The organism is Deinococcus terrestris (assembly GCF_009377345.1).
Taxonomy (GTDB): domain Bacteria; phylum Deinococcota; class Deinococci; order Deinococcales; family Deinococcaceae; genus Deinococcus; species Deinococcus terrestris.
This window is the reverse complement of sequence record NZ_WBSL01000008.1, coordinates 22,012-39,296: the sequence shown is the minus strand read 5'-3', so window position 1 is coordinate 39,296 and position 17,285 is coordinate 22,012. Positions and strand designations below refer to the sequence as shown.

Sequence of the window (17,285 nt, the reverse complement as noted above, 5' to 3'; positions counted from 1 at the left end):
GGTGGACGCTTGACCGTCACCTGGGGAGATGGCCGCTCGGCGCGGGTGGCCCGGCAGGACGTGCGGTGTGGTCTCCCGGTTGGCCAGGCGGTGCAGGAACAGCCACGCAGCCTGCGCCCGTCGCTGGGTGAGGGGCACGTCCTGGAGCTGCGCACCCTGGGGGGTCGGGAGCAGGCCCTTGTTGAGTTCTGGGAAGGGGCGGAACGTCACTGGCTGCCCTGGGAAAACCTCGTGCCGATCTGGAGCGCCCGGTCGATGGTCGAAGCGGGCGTCCGGCCACCGGGCGGATTCGCCGAGCGCTTCCGCCTTCGTCAACTCGCGCTGGCCCTGCAACACTGGCACCGCACGACGGGGGCCCTCGCGCAGGTGGACATCGACCCACTCCCGCATCAGCTGCACCTGGTGCGCCGCATCCTCCAGAGTGGGAACCTCAACTGGTTGATCGCCGACGACGTCGGGTTGGGCAAGACCATCGAGGTGGGCCTGCTGCTCTCGGCCCTCCGGCAGCAGGGCCTGCGCCGCTTCCTGCTGGTGGTGCCTGCGGGCCTGACCCGGCAGTGGCAGAACGAGCTGCGCACCCGCTTCGGAATGGGTCAGGCCGTGATCTACGGCCGGGACTTCGAGATCAGCGACCCGGCCCAGTGGCCGCTCTATGACGTGGTGATCGGTTCGATGGACCGCTTCAAGCACGAACGACACCTCGACCTGCTCCGAGAGTCGGGACGCTGGGACATGGTGGTGTTCGATGAGGCGCACCGTCTGTCACGCAGTCTCTACGGGCTGACCTACCAGACCTCCGAGCGATACCACCTCGCGTCCATATTGCGGGGCCTGACCGAGAACGTCTTGCTGCTCAGCGGCACGCCGCATCAAGGCGACCCCGACAAGTTCGAGGCCCTCTTGGAACTGCTGCGGCCTGGCCCGGTGTGGCGTGAGCGCATCCAGAGGCTGCGGATGGAGCCACAGCTGCTCTCCGGCATGGTGATCCGCAACCGCAAGGCGGACGTGACCGACGCGCACGGCAACTTTATCTTCAAGGGGAAGGTCACCCACGCGGTGGCTGCACCTCAGAACGACCAAGAGGACGCCTTCGACCGCGCGCTGCGCCGATATCTGCGCCACGGCTATGAGGCCAGCCGTCGGGGCGGGCAGCGGAACATCGCCACCGGCTTCGTGATGACGATCTACCGCAAGCTCGCGGCGTCCAGCGTGGCGGCCATCCAGGGTGCCCTGGAACGGCGGCTGGTGCGCCTTCAGACCCAGCTGCGCGAGGAAGCCGGGATACCGGAAGTGGAGGTTGAGGAGGATAGCCCCTTCGTGGAACGCGAGGAGGAGATTACCGGGGGCCGCATGGAGTTCTTCTCCGGCGAGACGGAAATGCTCGAGGGGCTCATCACGCTGGCCCGCAGCCTGCGCGCCCACGATACCAAGCTGCAGGCCTTCACCAGCGCCCTCTTGAGGAGCATCCTGCGAACCAACCCAGGAGAGCGCGTGCTGATCTTCACCGAGTACCGCTCGACCCAGGATTACCTCGTCGCGGCCCTCCAAAGCCTCGCACCGGGCCGGGTGGACGTGATCCATGGGGGACAGACCTTGGAAGAGCGGATGGCCTCCATCGACCACTTCGAGGAGGCCGGGCAGTTTCTGGTGTCCACCGAGGCGGGCGGCGAGGGATTCAACCTGCAGCGCCGCTGTCACATCCTGGTCAACTACGACCTGCCGTGGAACCCGATGCGCCTGGTGCAGCGGGTGGGGCGCCTGTACCGCTACGGGCAGCAGAAGCCGGTGGTGGTGTTCAACCTGAACGTGCAGGGCAGCCTCGACGACGACATCCTGCTGCAGATGTATGGCCGTCTGGAAGCCGTGGCTGCCGATATGGCCGGGGTGGCCGACGAGTACCGGGAAGGCCTGCGGGAGGACATCGTTGGTGAATTGGCCAGTTTCCTGGATGTGGAAAGGATTCTGGCCGAGGCCGCCGCCCACACGCCCCAGCGCACCCAGGAACGCATTCAGGAGGCGCTGGAACGGGCGCGCCAGGCTGCCCAGCAACAGAACGACCTCCTGCGCTTCTCCAGTGGGTTTGACCCAGAGGCCTTGCGGGGCGAGCTGCCGATGGGTGAGGAGCACCTGATCGCTTTTGTGGAGGGCATGTTCGCCCAGCTGGGCGTCGCCATCAGCCACCGCCTCTACGGGGACCGGGTCTGGGAAATCAAGCTGCCGGAGGAGCTGCAAAGCCGGCTCGACCTCAAGCAAAACCAGCGCGTCGCCTTCGAGCGCACCCTGGCGCGCACCGCGAAGGCCCTGTTGCTTGACGGCAGCTCTCGGCTGTTAAAGGTGCTGTTCGAGATGGCCAGGGAGTACGCCTTCGGTGGGCAAGTCGCCCAGACCTCGTTGCCCGGAGACGGCACGGCCTGCGCCATGTTGCGCTGGCAGGACGACCGGGGCCGTCCGCTGAGCGAGAGCTACGCCGTGCTGCGGCGCCAGGGAGAAGCGGTGCAGGTCAACCCGCCGGAATTCAGCGCATGGTTGCTCCAATCGGCGTCCGACGAGCCGGGGGAACCCACCTTGGACGCTGGGGCCTGGCCGGGCTTCGAGCACCAGTTACACGACCTCCTGGCCCGGGGCTCGAGTGACGAGCTACATCCTGCGGGGTACGTGTTGACTGGCGTGGCCTGGGAACCGACGCCGGTGCCGGAAGCAGAGATTGCTGCAGGTGAACAACTCGCCTGGTTGTAAGAGGCCAGCTCCTGGACCGGCCCAGAGCTGGCTCTTACCAGTCGCGGTTGACGGCTTTGTCCTGTGCCCGGGCGTAGTGGATGTAGACCTCGGTCGTCGCGGCCTGGCTGTGGCCCAGGAAATCCCGGGTGTCCAGCAGGTCGCGGCTTTCGGTGTAGGCACGCGTTCCAGCGGTGCGGCGCAGGCCATGCACCTTGCGTTTCTCCCAGGGAACGCCAGCGCGGGCGCACATCCGGCGCACGATGTCTTGAACCCGATCCGTTGAGTTGGCGATCAGGACAAGCGGGTGGGGGAGATGCGCTGTCTGGTCGAGCCAACCCCGCAGGGCGGCCTCTGCTCGGCGCGAGAGGACGACCTCCCGCGTTTTGGCCCCTTTCCCCTGCACTAACACTGTAGGCGGGTCGAGATGCAGATGGACGTCTTTCCGGCGCAGGCTCGCGATCTCCGCATTCCGTAGGCCACAGTCCGCACCCAGGGTGATGACCACTGCGCCCTCAGCGTCCGCGACCGCCAGCAGCCGCTCAATCTCCTCCAGGGTGTAAGGCTTGCCCTTCAGCAGGGGAGACCGTGGATCCTGGGTGGGCCGGGTGAGCTTGAAGGGGTCATCCTCACGAATGCCCGACCAGTGCAGGGTTTCGTAGAGGGCACGGCAGGCCGCGAGATAGCCTCCGACCGACGCTTTGACCATCCCCTGAGCCTCAAGGTGGCGGAGGAAGGCGTGGCCCGAGTCGGGGTGGGGCCGGGTCAGTGAGACGCCGTGCTCGTCGGCCCAGGTCCAGTAAGCACGCAGACACGCTTTGTACTTGCGAAGGGTGGCCGGACTGATCTTGGTCCCGCGGCGGCCGTGAAGCACCAGATAGGAGCGCACCAGCTCCCAGAGACCTTCGAGATCATGCTCCTGAACGGTCCGCAGCACCAGCCGTTTGCGGTCGTTGAGGTCCATGGTGGCGACACGTTGAGCGGTGCCCACCAGATCAAGCCGGGCCACCATGATCTCGAAACTCGTCATGGCTCCACTGTAGCTGAGTTTCCTAGACAGGTACCAGGGAACCATAGACGGCCTTGCGTCATCTATGGTTCGTAGAGTCCGAGACGAAATCAATCTTTCAGCGCTGTACAGACTTAGTTCAGGGCGACATTCATTCATGACTTTTGCGGGCGATCGGGATCTGCAGTTGAGGGACATACTCGATACGTAAGACTGTCCGCACCCATTCCGGTGCTGTTGCGAGGAAGGTGCCCAGAGCCTGATGGAGTTGCTTCAGGGCTTCCGTCTCCTGTTTTCAGGTCGGCTGCCGAGGTGGGTCGTGGGATGGAGCCATATCACTGGCCTTCCGTCTCCAGGAGGTCTGCTAGGGACAGGGCCCCCGCCCCCCGTTGGTCGTTATACAGGTGGGTGTACACCTTCAGGGTGAAGCTGGCATCGGCATGTGAGAGTGCCTCCGAGACCGTTGGCGTGAGCTGGACACCAAAAGTACACGGTTAATCTTGTGGAGCCCTGCTAAAACCCGACCTGCACCCGAGCATGGTCGGAAGGGTCACCCACTGTATGGGCTACTCCTCAGGAAGGACCAGTGTCAGCGTGGGATAGGCGTTGCGGTAATGGGTGTCGTCTAGGGTCACGAGGGTGGCTCCCAGCGTTAGGGCGTGGGCCCCGATGAGGAAGTCAGCGAGGATGCGCCTGGGCTGCCCGCCTCCTGATTTAGCCCGTCGGCGGGCGTACGCAGCATACGCTTGGCCGCTCATCTGCCAGACCGATTCGGAGGTGGCCCAATCCGCCTGGATCTGCCCGCGCTGAAGCAGGAAGCCCAGATGGTCCTGTGTGTTGCCAGGTGCGGCCAGCAGCTCGGCATACACACTGCCGTGGATGATGAGGGGTCCGGCCCGCCGCAGGGTGTTCAGGGTCCTGGCGATGGCGGATGCAGTCGGTTCAGCTGCGAGCAGTGCACTCAGCACGTTGGTGTCGATGCAGGCGGTCACTCCTGGGCATCTCCATCACGCATCTCGCGCCAGAAGGTCCTGGCTTCTTTGGGCAGGGGCGGCAGCGTACCGATAAAAGCGTCAAAGGGGTTGTCCTCTGCTGGCGGCACGAGGGTGACGGTGTTGTCCTTGATCTCGAAGACCAGACCGTCGCCTTGTTTCAGTCCCAGCAGCTTCCGGACCTCGCGCGGAACCGTGACCTGTCCTTTGCTGGTGACTTTGGCAATGACCCGCATGGTGGCCTCCTTACCAAATAGCTTATCAGTAAGGAAGCCTCATCGTAGGTGGTCTTGCCAGGGAAGTGATCTTCTCAGGGGGTTGTCTATACCAATGTGTAAGGGTGCAAAAACTGGGTGGTTCTGATCTGTAGGGGAGATCGGCACTCATGCGAGTCAAGTAATCTGTAAATATGACCAGTTTTACCGTAAGTGTTAGAGAGCATGGACGGCTCAATTTACCCAAGAGCCTACGGGCTGCTTTGCACCTGCAGGACCAGGATGACCTGATCTTCCGTGTCCGGCCAGATGGTGTGGCAGAAGTCGTGTCCGCGACAACGCTCGCTCGGCGAGGTACTGGGCTGTTCGCTCATCTGAAGCAACACGACAGCGAGACCGACGACTTTCTGGCTGAGCGTCGCGCTGAGGCCGATCAGTGATTGTGCTGGACGCCAGTGCGCTGCTCACCTATTTCTTCGGTGAGCCTGGGGCAGATCAGGTCGAGAAACGTTTGCCGGGTTCCGTGATGCACACCGTCAACTATGCTGAGGTGCTCTCCAAGTTGGCCGAACGCGGGCTGGCCCCCAAGGCTGCTGAGCACCAACTTGAACAGGCAGGCCTCTCGCAGGTCATTCGCATCGATGCAGGCACCTCTGCTGATGCTCTGGCCGTGGCACGCCTGCGCCCCCTCACCCGTGCGGCAGGCCTGAGTCTCGGGGACCGGTACTGTCTGGCACTCGCAGATCGGCTCGGCGTTGCGGCGGCTACCACGGACCGAAGCTGGGGCACCCTGGATCTCGGTATCCCGGTCGAAGTCCTGCGCTGAATGACTTCGAACGCCAAGCTCGCGTCCAAGAATCCGCGAGTAAGACAAGGAGATGCCCGGTGGACCCGCTGTCCGGAGTCTCCGGTGCCCAGATGTTCATTGCTGTCACGCCTTGCAACCCAGTCTCTGGGAGCTGTTCCGATCTAGCGGAGCTGCACCTCTCCTACTACGCCCAGCGACTGCGCGGTGAGTGTGGAGGCCGTCTTAAAATTCCAGGCCATGGCTTGACCGTTCACCTTCACGCTGGCACGGTAGGTGCGGCCAGGTTCAAGAGGCTGCTTGGGAATAACGAACACGGCCCCGCTGCTCTTGAGCAGACTGCGTCCGATGTCCTGGGCACTCCGGTACCCACCCACGTAGTTGCCCGGCGCATCCTTGGTGTTGACGTACTGGGTGCTGCCATACGCGCAAACAGGTACGGCCTGACCGTCCACCGTCAGGGAAGCCTCCGTCGCCGTCGTCTCCACGGCACTGAAGGTGGAAACGATCAGGGGGAGGCCGGTGCTCCCAGGTTGGAACTCGGGGCAGGCCGTCAGCGGGTCCGGCCACTCGCCCCCGTTGTAGCGCCCTAGGTCCGTCGTCGCGCCGTTGCCAGGAAAGGTCATCGGTGCCGCGCCAGCCGTGCTGCCTTCCCGCAGGGAGGTAATGCCGCTTCCCATGCGGGCGTAACGCCCCGAACTGTCAAGCTGGCTGTAGGTGCCGATGCCGACCGACGTCTGGGTGGGCTGCAGCATGCCCAGGGCATGGAACGGAGCAGTGAACAGTCTGGTCGTGGTGGGCGTGACGCTCGCGATGGCACCCGGCGCGGCAGAAGACATCGACAGGTTGCTGCGGGTGGCACAGGCCTGGCCTTCCGGCGAAGCGTAGGGCAGGCTGGAGTCCTGGTTGTGCTCGAGGCGTCCATTCACGACGCTGTAGCGGCCGTTCATCCAGCAGTTCATGCTGGCCTCGTTGTCGAAGGTTACGGCGGGCAGGTTGGCCTGCTCACGGATGGCGTTGAAGCGGCCGTACTCGCGGGTGATCAGGTCACCGATCTCGATGGGGATTCGCAACCTCGCTGCTTCCTCGCCGACATGAACCTGCACGGTGATGGGAATCAGCCCCTGGGGAAGAGCGGACGGGTGAACCTTCAAGGCAAGCGTGGTGCCCGTCAGGGTCGCCGTGATCAGGTCGGGCGCGGGATTGACCAGATCCATGCCCGTGATCGGGGTGCCGTTTGGAGGCGGAGTGACGCTGAGGGCCACACTCACCTCGCCGCCCGGCTGCAGGTGCTGCGTGGCGACCGGGGCGATGGTCGGCAGTCGGCGCTGCGGATTGAGCTTGTCGGTGAGGTTGCCAACTTCTCCGCAAGCCGTGAGGGGGATCAACAGGGTGGTCAGCAGCAGGGTTCGGCGCATGGATGGTCTCCGGGTGGTGAGGATGGAGACCACCATAGACGGAACCTTCAGCAGGTGTGAGCGAATTTGAGCGACTGGACTCCGACGTGTTCGTGGCGACGCCGAATCACCGAACGTAGGGCACCCGCATACCGATCAGTGGAGGCCGCTTTCAGGGAAAAACAGGTGTCTCGTGCATGCGGGTCGCCCGTGTGGAGGCCACCCATGACCAGATTGCGTGATCCAGACCCGCCGGCGTGACGCCCATGAGGTGTGCGGCCCGCTTGACAGTCGCAGCCAGTTCCTCGTCCCCAAACACAGATACCTCTGCCAGCTTGAAGAACGTCCTGAGATTCACGTCGACGGCGACGGCCTCCGGGGCGCCACACAGGATGCGGAGATAGGCATGGGACTTGGTCTTGATGCCCTTGATGCGTTGCAGGCGGGCCGAGTTGCCCTCCTGATCGAGCCAGTTCAGGAGGTCTTTCTCCGTCTCGATGCCTTCGGCGCTGAGAAGCTCCAAGAGGTCGAGCAGGCGCTGAGGCTTAAGGCTGTCCTTCCAGTTGAGGACCTGAGCGGCCCCCTTCTCCCGGACGACCGCATGGAAGGCCGTGGTGGACCGGGCCTCTGGATACTGCGCCAGGATCGCGTCCACGCGGGGTTTTACGGTGCGCCCGAAGTTCACACCGGCCTGCAGGGCCACATCAGCCAGGGTGGCCCCTATGTGCCCATACGTGTCATAGGTCGCCTTGATCTCCGGGAAGTCTTCCAGGCTCCGGATAAACACCACCAGGTGTTGGGCTTTGAGGTCCTGTTCAGTCGAAGTCATCCGGGTGGCCTCCAGAGGGTGAGTGGGAGAAACGGACCGCAAGTGCCTTTCCCGCCGCTGTGCTCAGGTATTTCGGATCGGGAAAGATCCCGACCCGTGGCAGATCGAGCCGATCTGCATCCCAGCAGGCCCCCACCGTGGGGTCGTCGGTGGTGTGACCATCGGCGTGCTGCTCACAGGCCCACAGGAGCAGGTCGAGCTGAGTGTCGGTCAGCCCCAGACGGTCCCGGTACCGTTCCACCAGCAGGGCGCCGCGGTGACCGTGGCGAGAGTCCGCGCCCTCACTGTGCCGACCGGCATCATGGAAGATGCCGAACCAGTGGGCGACCATCGCGTCGCCACCACTGGTCTGGGCGAGGTGCACCGCGCAGTCCTCGACACGTTGCCAGTGATCCGGACCATGTAAGGACCCGGGGCCAGGAACGAACTGCCGGATCAGCTCGGCCCTGATTGCCGCGTACAATTTGGCAGAAGGGACTGGAGGCGTGAAGGCCATGGGTGGGCGCATGCTACCGCCCATTGATGGACCGCCCTGACCTATTCCAAGGAAGTGAAAGCGCGGCACTCCAGCACGTTCATATCTTCCATACGGTCTTCTCTACTCTCAACCTTCCCGGTCCCCGATCTCCACCACGGGTTCGCTTTGCCTCAGCAGCCAGTGGGCTTCAGTTGCGGTGGGGGTCCCAGCCGCGTTACCCGGTCGAGGAAGTCGCTGTCCTTGGAGACGACGACGGCCCGAGCCTCTCGGGCGGCCTGGAAGACCTCGTCGTCGCTGGCATCGCGGTCGCCCAGGTAGCTCGCGCTGTAGGCCGGTACACCGAACGTCTGGGTCAGTCAGGGCGCGAGCTGCGCATCCAGCCAGTATGGACCTTCCGGCATCTCAGGCGCGGATGATTCAGGTAGCGCGCGGCATACAGCAGGGCCGCATGGATGTCCTCGCGTTCGAGATCAGGATAGTCCTCCAGGATCTCCCCCTCAGGAACGCCCTGGCCTAGCACGTCCAGGAGGTCGCTCACCCGGATCCGCATTCCGCGGATGCAGGGACGCCCACCGCACTGCCGCGGGTCGACGGTGATCCGGTCGAGGAGGCTCATGGGCTCAGTGTACCGGTCAGCGCGCTGGAACGGCACGCGCTTGGTCCATTCCTCAGGTCGAATCCGCCGATCAGAGGCAGGTGGGGACACCTCGCCTTCAAAACCCAACAGCGGTAGTTTCAACCCTGCAAGGGACGGTTCCTCCGAATGTCACCAGAGGCCATATATCTGGTCCGGTAGTCCAGGCAGGTGATGGGTTCGGCCAGATCGATCTGGTACGGAGAGGGCACATTGTGGAGAAAGACCAAGACTTCGGCCAGAGGTGTGCCACTCACATTATGGCGTTGCAAGTTGCCTCTGGTCAGACCAGATCAATGTCTTGGAGCCTCATATCGGCCAGCCTCTGTTCCCCCACTTGAGCTGGACAAGGCCCGACCGGGTTCTGGACGGGTTTCATGTGCTCTCCGGACTGGCTCAGCCAAAAGCCTGGCAGTGAGCGAGTCCACGCTCAATCTCTTTCCCCGGGGCGTGGAGGACGTGATAGAGACATGCCACCAATGGCCCGACCCTGGAGGACTACTTGCTCAACATCTTTGGCCTGACCGTCTCTCAAGCGCTGCTCGACTGGAGCGGTGCGCTGCTCATCGCCGTCTCTCTTGTGTTTCTTGTCCGCAAGCACCCCGCGTACTGGCACTTCGGCAATGCCAGCTTGCTGCCCTACGGCCTGCTGTACCTGGGCACCGGGCAGTACATCCTGGCCGGGTTGCAGGTCAGTTACCTGATTTTCGGACTGCACGGCATGCTGCTGTGGGCCCTGGAGGCCCGGCGCGAGGAACGCGGCATCCGGTTCCATGAGGGCTTCTGGTACAACCTCGGCTGGGTGATGACACTCGGGATCTTTGCCTACACCGTCAGCGTCACGCGCTTTACCGACAGCTGGAGCTTCGTGCAGTTCACCATCGCGGCCCTGTCGCTGCTGGCCAACTGGGCCACTACCCGGCGGTGGATCTGGTCGTGGCTGGTGTGGATGACCGTCAACGCGATCAGCGTGCCGTACTACCTGCATCTCGAGTTGTACGCCCTGACTGCCTTGCAAGGAGTGCTGTTCGGCATGAGCGTCTGGGGCTACCTCAGCTGGCGGCGGGACGGGCTTCCCGCCTCGGTGGCGGTGCATGCCTGACGTTCAGCACGGCCTGGTCATCGGCAAGTTTGCGCCGCTGCACCGCGGGCATCAACTCCTGATCGAAACGGCCCTCTCCCGCTGCGCTTCAGTGACCGTGTGGTGCTACAGCGCTCCTGACTTTCCCGAGATGCCCACCGAGCAGCGGACCGGGTGGATCCGTGCGTTGTATCCCACGGTGCGGGTGATCGCGGGTGCCCCCGGGTGCCCGCCCAACGACGCGCCAGACGCGGTGCACCAGGCGTATGTGCAGAGCGTGGTTCAGACCTGGCCGCGACCCGTGGACGGGATCTTCAGCTCGGAGACGTACGGCGAGCCGCTGGCGGACCGGCTGGGGGCCCGTCATCACCTCGTGGACCTGCACCGCGCGGCCGTGCCGGTCTCCGGCACCCGCGTCCGTGAGGACGTGCACGCGCACCGGGCCTTCCTGCATCCGCTGGTGTACGCGCACTTCGTTCAGAAGGTCGCGGTCCTCGGAGCGGAGTCCACCGGGAAGACGACCCTGGCGGAAGCGCTGGCCCGGCGGTACGGCACCGGCTGGGTGCACGAGTACGGCGCGGAGGTCTTTCTCGAGCGTGGGGGGCAGCTCACCACGCCGGACTTCACGGCCATCGCCCGCGGCCACCGGGCCCGGGAGGACCAGGCGGTCCTCGGGGGCGGGCCGCACCGCTTTCTCTTCAGCGACACGAACGCCATGACCACGGCGATGTTCGCGTTCATGATGACGCGCGCCGCTGAGCCCGAGCTCCTGAAGCTCGCCGCCGAGTGCCGCACGCGCTATGCGCACGTCGTCGTGTGCGACGATGGCCTGCCTTTCGACTCGAGTCACTGGCGGGCCAGCGAGAACGTCCGCGCCATTCATCAGGGCCTGATCCTGCATGACCTCGCCGTGCGCGGGATTCCCCACACGCTGGTGCGCGGCAGTGTCGCCCAGCGCGTCGAGCAGGTCTGCGCCGTGCTGGACGCCCCTCTCCCTGTGTCCCTCTCCTCCCCGAGGTCCGCATGACCCCCCTTGACCGCAGCAAGCTCATCCGTGATGCCCAGTCCACCGTTCACGCCCTTTCCCAGGGCGGGTACGAGGGCCCCCACGGGTATGTGGACCTCACCCTGCACCTCCAGCGCCTTGAGGCGGGCACCCGGCTGTATACCCCGGAGCAGGGGCGGGCCCTCCACGCGCTGACCCGCCCCGGTGCCCAGCGCACCCGGATCAGCGTGACCCGCGAGACCACCCTTGCTGCCGCGCGCCGTCTTCTCCGTGAGCGCCCGGAACCGGTTGCCGCCCTGAACTTCGCCTCGGCCACCTCCCCCGGTGGAGGGTTTCTCAGCGGTTCGGCCGCTCAGGAAGAGAGCCTGTGCCGGGCGAGCGGGCTGTACGCCTCCCTGACCCGGCACCCCGAGTACTACGACCTGCATGTCCGGGCCGGGGACCGCCTGTACTCCAACCACCTGATGTTCGCGCAGGACGTGCCGGTGTTCCGCGCGGAAGAAGGGACCTGGCTCGAGACGCCCTATCACCTGGACATTCTCACGGCGGCCGCTCCGAACCTGCGGGGAATGGACGAAGACGCTCGCCAGGAGCTGCTGCCCCTCGCCCAGACCACCTTGGAGCAGAGGGCCGCCCTGCTGCTCGCCGCGTTTCGGCACGCCCGCTGCACGCGGCTGGTGTTGGGCGCCTGGGGGTGCGGCGCCTTTCGCAACGACCCGGTGCATGTCGCCCGGACCTTCCACACCCTGCTGACGACGGGCGAGCACCGCGGCGCCTTCGATGAGGTGGTGTTCGCGGTGTTCGCGATGCCGTGGGAGGAGACGAACCTGCGGGCCTTTCAGCAGGTGTTCACAGAGTCCACTACTTCCTGACGCTGGCCCCCTTATCCTGCGCTGAGCACTGGCACCTACTTGACGGTACCCATGGGCTTGGAGGGTGCCGCCGAGAGTCCCCACCCCAGTGGGGTACAAGAAGTGCCTCCGCGCGACAGATGTTGGGGGCAGAAAATCAGCCGACGTGGCTGAAGCGCCCTCCGCTGGCAGGCCGTCAGAACAATTTCCGTCGACCAGCACGGCGGACAACGGGTTCGATCCAGCGTTTGACCGCTGCTGGACCCTGCTCGATCAACAGGTCATTCAGATCCTTGTGAGGTTCGGGCATCGGACAGACTGTTACCCGGGCCGCGTAGGCCTCCAGCAGCGCCCGGATCGGGCCCTGGGCCCGGCGCCCCGCCGCGTCGTTGTCGGTGATCAGCAGGACGTCCCGGCCCGCGAGCTGCTCGGCGTTCTTCTCGTTAAAGCAGTTCACCCCCGGAATTGCCATCTCCAGCACCAGGTCATGGGCCGCGACCCCCAGGCTCATGCAGTCGAACTCGCCCTCCGTGATGCAGATGACGCCGTCCTGCCGGGTGACGGTTTCCAGGCGGTAGGGCCGCGCGTTGCTGCCCGGAGCCGCTCCACCCGCCGACGGCTTGAGGTACTTCGGCTTCTTGCCCACCAGGGTCCGGGCGTTCACCACCGGCACCGTGCCGTCCGGTTGACGGTAGGGGATGATGACCCGGTCGAAAAAGCCGAAGGCCGGATAGAGCTCCTCCTTCTCGTAGTCCCAGCCCTGCGGCAGCAGCTCGGCCGGAAAGCCGCGCCCCACGTAGCCCAGGCCGTAGCGGGCGATGGCCGCTTCCAGGCCGCGCTCGGCGAGGTAGTGGCGGGCCTGGGGTGCTTGCGAGGCCGGGTGCTGCGGCGTCTTGCGGAGGCGGGCGTAGGCCTCCTTGGCAAAGTCGGTGAGGTCGAGGTTGAGGCGGGGGACGTTGGCGGCGCGGCGGGCATTCTCCTCGGCGCGGCGCTGCAGTTCCTGCTGACGTTCAGGGGGCAGGCGCTGTCCGCCGTCGAGGAAGTCCAGGGCCTGGCGGGTCTCCGCGAAGCCCATCGCCGCCTTCACGAGGTCCAGCACGTCCCCGTGGGCCTTGCACGAGGAACAGATCCAGGTGCCCGACCGGGGGTGCGGCCCGTGGTGGATGTGAAGGTTGGGGTGAGAGGCCCCGTCGCCGTGGACCGGGCAGGCCGCCACCGAGGTGGTGGGGCCCTTCTGCTTATAGCCGTCGAGGACCCGGCTGGCGACTTCCTCGATGGGATGCTCGCGGCGGATGCGCTCGAAATCCACCTTCCCGCGCTCGAAGGTCACCCCATGGGGTGCGGGCATCGGCGTGCTGGGCTTGGCGGGCGCGGCCGTGAAGTCGCCCACCAACACGCTCAGGACGTCGTCGTCGATCCCGTCATACCCGTGCTCGACCTCCGCCTCGTAGCGGGGGCTCCAGGGGGTTGGTGCCCCCGGTGCGGAAGAGCTTACTCATCGTCCTCGTCCTCGAACCCGAAGTCGTGGGAGCACACGCTGACATACCGCTTCGAGACGAGGCCGTACTTTTCGGCCCAGGCGTCCGCCGCAGCCACCAGAGCGTCTTGCAGCTCACCGAACGCGGCCGACGGGATGTCCTCCTCCTCGCCGAAGAAGTTCACCGTCTCGGTCAGCAACGCCTCCAGCTTCTCGGAGAGGCCGTCGGGCTCCAGGCCGTCGTCATCACTGAGCGCGAAGTCGCTGGCGCTGCGGACGAGAAGCTGGGAGCTCAGGACGTCGTTCAGCATTCGGTCGCCCACGCTCAGGTGCGTCAGTTCGACCACGCCCGTGACGCGGTGCCCCTCGGCGGAAGCGATGGCCTCCTCGGGGGTCTCGAAGAGGGGGAAGTCCCCGAACGCACAGTCGACTTCGGCGGTGTACAGGGTCTTGGGTGGCTTGGTCATAGTGATTCCTCCGGGCGCCACTGGCCTTCCACGAAGAGCTGGGCGATGCCGTGAACGGGGCTGCTGCGGACCCAGGACTGACCGTCGGGGCCAAGGATGCTCTCCACCCGCTGTCCCGACAGGGGGTGCTCGGAGGGCCGCACGAAATCCAGGTAGTTCATGGGGTAGATCAGCGCGTGGCGGCCCACGTCCTGGTTGAAGGTGGCGATCAGGGCTCCGGCGGTGGTGGTGACCCGCTCGCCCTGGGAAAAGATGGGGTTCATGTCTCCGTCTCCTTGGCGAGGCGCTGACGGATGACCTCGATGTACTTCTCGTCTTGCTCCATCAGGACGGCTCGCCTGCCGGTTCGCAGCGCCGCGACTCCGGTGGTGCCGGAACCGGCCACGTTGTCTAGAACGAGGTCGCCGGGCTGGGTGTAGGTCTTGATCAGGTACTCGAACAGCGCCGTGGGCTTCTGGGTGGGGTGCTGGGGCTTCTGCACAAAGGCGAACTCCAGCAGGGTCTTGGGATAGCGGAGGCCGGGGTTGTGCTCGCGCTTCTCGTTGCGGGTGTTGTAGACCCCGCCCCGGTCCTTGCCCGGCCGGGCGCGGTAAGGTTCGCCCTCGACCATCTGGGGAAAGTAGGGCGGAGCGCTCTTGCTGAAGACCAGCACGTCCTCAGTGAGGCGCAGAGGCTGGAGCTTGGCCCGCAGGTGCCCTGTAGCCTTTTTCTTGTTCCAGACCCAGGCGTGTCGGTAGAGCTTCGGGCGGCTCATCACCAGGGCGGAGGTGAACGGCTGCGCGGCCGTGAGCACAATGGCCCCCTTCGGCTTGATCACCCGCTCGTACTGGGTCCAGAGCGGCTCGAGCGGGATCACCGAATCCCACTTGCAGGCCGTCATCCCGTAGGGAAGGTCAGCCAGCACCATGTCCACCGAGGCGTCGGGCAGGGCTTTCATGAGGTCGAGGCAGTCGCCGTGAAGCACCTGAACGGGGGAAGTCATGGGGGGGACACTGGAGCTGCGGGTGGGCACGGGTCATGCCGCCCCCCTCCTCTTGCCGAGGTCGTTCCAGAGGCGCTGGACCTGCTCGCCGCGGTTGGTGAGGAGGTAGCGGCCGTCCTCCAGGTGCAGCACGCCCCGAGCGACCAGCGAGGCCAGGGCCTTTTGCTGCGCGGCGGTGGGCTTCTTGTGGGTGCCGGGCAGCTTGCCGTGGTACTCCCAGGCGTAGCCGTCGGGGTGGGCGGAGATCAGGGTCAGCACCTCCTCCTGCCCGCTGCTCAGCGTCAGGTCGTAGCCGGTGTAGAGCAGGGCCTCGCGGACCATGATCTGGCGGCCGTCAGTCTCCGAGCGGAACAGCACGATGCCGTCACGCACCCGTCCGACCGCGATGCCGCGCACCGGGCCGTCAGGGTGGTCGTAGAAGGCCTGCCAGGGAAAGGTGGACAGGGGGCGGGTCATGCCACCACCTCGCCCAGGTGAAGGTTCACGTTCGCCAGTTCGTCCTCGTCGTCGAAGACCCATTCCACCTCGCGCACCTGCCACGCTTCACGGCGGCGGTCCAGAAGAACGACCTCACCCACGCGGGACAGGGTGGTCAACGCGAGGGTGGCGATACAGACCCCCGAGGGGCGCAAGGCGCGAACACGGAGGGTGGACAGGGGCCGGGTCATGCTTTCTCCAGTCGCACGTCGCCGTGCGGGGTGCGGATGCCCCAGGGCAGGGGATCAAGCGGATGGACCTCCAGGCAGTCCTGCCAGAACTGCTCGGGGACCTTCAGGCGGATGTGGTTGGCCCCGTAGCGGCCCGCGAGGCGCGAGGCCAGCGTGGACCACTGAAACAGGCGCTCCTGGGCGCTCGGGGTCATGATTCCTCCGTCCAGGTCGCGCCGGAGAGAATTCGGCGCATATTCGTAGGGCTTACCCCATACCGCCGGGCCAACGTGCGGTGGCCCGGCCGAGGAGCTTCGTGGCGATAGAGGCGCCTGATCTCGGCAACCTCTGCGGCCGTGAGCCTTCTTTTGGGGGCAAACTTCCTGACCGGGCGAATAGGTCGGGGGATGTCGGGACGAACGTGCGCCCAGTTTTCCCCGGCGTTCATCTTCGCCAACGCGACCGCCACGTCGGGGAAGTCTCTTAAAATTTCCGAGTAGGAGTCACGGGTATCCCGGAGCCGCAACAGGATGCGCTCAGCCGTTGCTTCGGTGAGGGCGGCGTTCCACACGGCCTCGCCGAAAAGATGAGTACCGTGCGCCACCTTGTCGGCACAATTTTCCTTTGGGGTCTTCCACGCCAGGTTGTCCAGGGTGTTGCGGCGAGGATTCCCGTCCAGGTGAGCCGCCTGATGGCGGGCAGAGGGAGGGGGGCCGACGAACGCCAGCAGCATCAAGCGGCTCACGGTGACCTTCGCTCGCTTACCGTCATCCCCGAGCAGACAAACTTTGTCGTAGCCATCCGGGCTGACCTGCAGCTTGAGTCTCTTGCTGGGCCTGAGCCACACACCCGTCTTGTTGGCCCGCGTCGTTCTGGAGAGCGACATGACGCCGCCGCAGTCGGACACAGCGTACCGGGAAAAGCCGGGGATTCCCCGCCACTGCTCGCTGGTCACCACGCCACCACCTCCACTCCGGCTTCCCGGAGAATCTCCGCGCCCCGGCGGCGCTTGCCGTCCCCGGCGTAGGCCTGGGCGTACACGACACGGTTGATGTGCCTCGCGGCCAGGATCGCCAGGGCGCAGTCGTGACACGGTTCCAGGCTGGTGTAGAGGGTGTGTTTCTCGCCGTGCTCCCAGCGGGCCCGCAGCAGGGCGTTGATCTCGCCGTGGGTGAACTGGCTGGCCCCGGTCTCCTGCGAGGCCCGCTGTTCCGTCGCGCTGCCGGGGTAGCGGCCGTTGTAGCCCAGACCCACCACGGTGTGGCTCTCGTTGCTCAGGATGGCGACCCCCACCTTGAACTTGTCGTCGGCGCTGCGCTCGCTCCACAGCTGCGCGGTACGCAGCCCCATTTCGTCCCAGGAGGGCCGTGAAGGGGCCTCGGGCGCGGGGGCCGGAGTGGGATTCGGGTAGGCGGCCTCCATGGCCTTCTTGAGGGGTTCCAGGCCCAGCGCGGCCCGTTCTCCTCGCAGGCCATAAGGGTCGAACCAGGGGTTCGCATCCCGGCTGTAGAGGTACCCCCGTTGATGCAGCCGCGTGATCGCGGCCACGATGCGCAGCTGATCGGGCGTGTTCAGCACCCCGGCCAGAAGCAGGCTCATCGGGGGGGTGACCGGAACGGGGTCGCCTGTCCGGGAGAAGGGCTTCAGGGCCCGCAACAGCTTTTCGGCGTCGTGCTGAATGAAGTCATGAATCATGGGCA

The 17,285-nt window shown here is 65.5% G+C and carries 22 protein-coding genes; 5 read left to right on the top strand and 17 right to left on the bottom strand.

The window, feature by feature from the left end:
- Positions 1-9 precede the first annotated feature (9 nt).
- Positions 10-2,736, top strand: a complete 2,727-nt coding sequence (locus F8S09_RS13680) for a DEAD/DEAH box helicase (RefSeq protein WP_194165355.1) — start codon at positions 10-12, stop codon at positions 2,734-2,736.
- A gap of 34 nt (positions 2,737-2,770) precedes the next feature.
- Here F8S09_RS13680 and F8S09_RS13675 read toward each other — a convergent pair whose 3' ends face one another.
- From F8S09_RS13675 to mazE, 3 genes are all read right to left on the bottom strand, one after another.
- On the bottom strand, positions 2,771-3,745 hold the full coding sequence (locus F8S09_RS13675; protein ID WP_194165354.1) for a tyrosine-type recombinase/integrase: 975 nt from the start codon (positions 3,743-3,745) through the stop codon (positions 2,771-2,773).
- A gap of 545 nt (positions 3,746-4,290) precedes the next feature.
- Entirely contained in the window at positions 4,291-4,716 is a 426-nt protein-coding gene (locus tag F8S09_RS13670; RefSeq protein ID WP_194165353.1) for a type II toxin-antitoxin system VapC family toxin, read from the bottom strand.
- Complete coding sequence (gene mazE, locus F8S09_RS13665) at positions 4,713-4,952, bottom strand: type II toxin-antitoxin system MazE family antitoxin (RefSeq protein ID WP_152872048.1); 240 nt, start codon at positions 4,950-4,952, stop codon at positions 4,713-4,715. Before mazE ends, F8S09_RS13670 begins: the two co-directional genes overlap by 4 nt.
- 415 nt (positions 4,953-5,367) lie before the next feature.
- Here mazE and F8S09_RS13655 point away from each other — a divergent pair, with 415 nt between their 5' ends.
- Positions 5,368-5,757 carry a type II toxin-antitoxin system VapC family toxin gene (locus F8S09_RS13655; RefSeq protein ID WP_322618832.1) on the top strand — a complete coding sequence of 130 codons (390 nt, stop codon included), beginning with the start codon at positions 5,368-5,370 and terminating at the stop codon, positions 5,755-5,757.
- A 143-nt stretch (positions 5,758-5,900) separates the two neighbouring features.
- Here the strand turns inward: F8S09_RS13655 and F8S09_RS13650 are convergent, their stop codons facing one another.
- The 5 genes from F8S09_RS13650 to F8S09_RS13630 all read right to left on the bottom strand — a co-directional run bounded on the left by F8S09_RS13650 (position 5,901) and on the right by F8S09_RS13630 (position 9,056).
- Positions 5,901-7,154: a CAP domain-containing protein gene (locus F8S09_RS13650; protein WP_152872046.1), complete on the bottom strand. Its 1,254-nt coding sequence runs from the start codon at positions 7,152-7,154 to the stop codon at positions 5,901-5,903.
- A 151-nt stretch (positions 7,155-7,305) separates the two neighbouring features.
- Positions 7,306-7,962 (bottom strand): hypothetical protein, encoded by a 657-nt coding sequence (locus tag F8S09_RS13645; protein WP_152872045.1) that lies wholly within the window; start codon positions 7,960-7,962, stop codon positions 7,306-7,308.
- The gene (locus tag F8S09_RS13640) at positions 7,949-8,458 is read right to left on the bottom strand and encodes a hypothetical protein (RefSeq protein WP_152872044.1); all 510 of its coding nucleotides are present in this window, start codon (positions 8,456-8,458) and stop codon (positions 7,949-7,951) included. The genes F8S09_RS13645 and F8S09_RS13640 overlap by 14 nt, the downstream gene beginning before the upstream one ends.
- A gap of 152 nt (positions 8,459-8,610) precedes the next feature.
- Positions 8,611-8,754: a DUF5615 family PIN-like protein gene (locus F8S09_RS18355; RefSeq protein WP_407643668.1), complete on the bottom strand. Its 144-nt coding sequence runs from the start codon at positions 8,752-8,754 to the stop codon at positions 8,611-8,613.
- 38 nt (positions 8,755-8,792) lie between these two features.
- Positions 8,793-9,056, bottom strand: coding sequence for a DUF433 domain-containing protein (locus F8S09_RS13630; RefSeq protein ID WP_194165352.1), 264 nt, complete (start codon positions 9,054-9,056; stop codon positions 8,793-8,795).
- A 520-nt stretch (positions 9,057-9,576) separates the two neighbouring features.
- On the opposite strand from F8S09_RS13630, the gene F8S09_RS13625 reads away from it, so the two are divergent.
- Genes F8S09_RS13625 through F8S09_RS13615 form a run of 3 tightly spaced genes read left to right on the top strand, consistent with a single transcriptional unit; the run spans position 9,577 to position 12,033 of the window.
- Positions 9,577-10,176 (top strand): nicotinamide mononucleotide transporter family protein, encoded by a 600-nt coding sequence (locus F8S09_RS13625; protein WP_227978699.1) that lies wholly within the window; start codon positions 9,577-9,579, stop codon positions 10,174-10,176.
- A complete protein-coding gene (locus F8S09_RS13620) occupies positions 10,169-11,182 on the top strand; it encodes an AAA family ATPase (RefSeq protein ID WP_152872043.1) in 1,014 nt (337 codons plus the stop codon). Before F8S09_RS13625 ends, F8S09_RS13620 begins: the two co-directional genes overlap by 8 nt.
- Positions 11,179-12,033, top strand: a complete 855-nt coding sequence (locus tag F8S09_RS13615) for a TIGR02452 family protein (protein ID WP_152872042.1) — start codon at positions 11,179-11,181, stop codon at positions 12,031-12,033. The genes F8S09_RS13620 and F8S09_RS13615 overlap by 4 nt, the downstream gene beginning before the upstream one ends.
- A gap of 175 nt (positions 12,034-12,208) precedes the next feature.
- Here F8S09_RS13615 and F8S09_RS13610 read toward each other — a convergent pair whose 3' ends face one another.
- The 9 genes from F8S09_RS13610 to F8S09_RS18020 form a co-directional block, all read right to left on the bottom strand.
- On the bottom strand, positions 12,209-13,402 hold the full coding sequence (locus F8S09_RS13610) for a toprim domain-containing protein (RefSeq protein WP_194165351.1): 1,194 nt from the start codon (positions 13,400-13,402) through the stop codon (positions 12,209-12,211).
- A gap of 101 nt (positions 13,403-13,503) precedes the next feature.
- On the bottom strand, positions 13,504-13,956 hold the full coding sequence (locus tag F8S09_RS13605; protein ID WP_152872040.1) for a hypothetical protein: 453 nt from the start codon (positions 13,954-13,956) through the stop codon (positions 13,504-13,506).
- A complete protein-coding gene (locus tag F8S09_RS13600) occupies positions 13,953-14,219 on the bottom strand; it encodes a hypothetical protein (RefSeq protein ID WP_152872039.1) in 267 nt (88 codons plus the stop codon). Before F8S09_RS13600 ends, F8S09_RS13605 begins: the two co-directional genes overlap by 4 nt.
- Entirely contained in the window at positions 14,216-14,938 is a 723-nt protein-coding gene (locus tag F8S09_RS13595; protein WP_152872038.1) for a DNA-methyltransferase, read from the bottom strand. The genes F8S09_RS13600 and F8S09_RS13595 overlap by 4 nt, the downstream gene beginning before the upstream one ends.
- Before the next feature lie 33 nt (positions 14,939-14,971).
- Positions 14,972-15,394 (bottom strand): hypothetical protein, encoded by a 423-nt coding sequence (locus F8S09_RS13590; protein ID WP_152872037.1) that lies wholly within the window; start codon positions 15,392-15,394, stop codon positions 14,972-14,974.
- Positions 15,391-15,606, bottom strand: coding sequence for a hypothetical protein (locus F8S09_RS13585; protein ID WP_152872036.1), 216 nt, complete (start codon positions 15,604-15,606; stop codon positions 15,391-15,393). Before F8S09_RS13585 ends, F8S09_RS13590 begins: the two co-directional genes overlap by 4 nt.
- Complete coding sequence (locus F8S09_RS13580; protein WP_152872035.1) at positions 15,603-15,800, bottom strand: hypothetical protein; 198 nt, start codon at positions 15,798-15,800, stop codon at positions 15,603-15,605. The genes F8S09_RS13585 and F8S09_RS13580 overlap by 4 nt, the downstream gene beginning before the upstream one ends.
- On the bottom strand, positions 15,797-16,540 hold the full coding sequence (locus F8S09_RS13575) for an HNH endonuclease (RefSeq protein ID WP_194165350.1): 744 nt from the start codon (positions 16,538-16,540) through the stop codon (positions 15,797-15,799). Before F8S09_RS13575 ends, F8S09_RS13580 begins: the two co-directional genes overlap by 4 nt.
- The gene (locus F8S09_RS18020) at positions 16,537-17,280 is read right to left on the bottom strand and encodes a deoxycytidylate deaminase (RefSeq protein WP_227978698.1); all 744 of its coding nucleotides are present in this window, start codon (positions 17,278-17,280) and stop codon (positions 16,537-16,539) included. Before F8S09_RS18020 ends, F8S09_RS13575 begins: the two co-directional genes overlap by 4 nt.
- Positions 17,281-17,285: the final 5 nt, after the last annotated feature.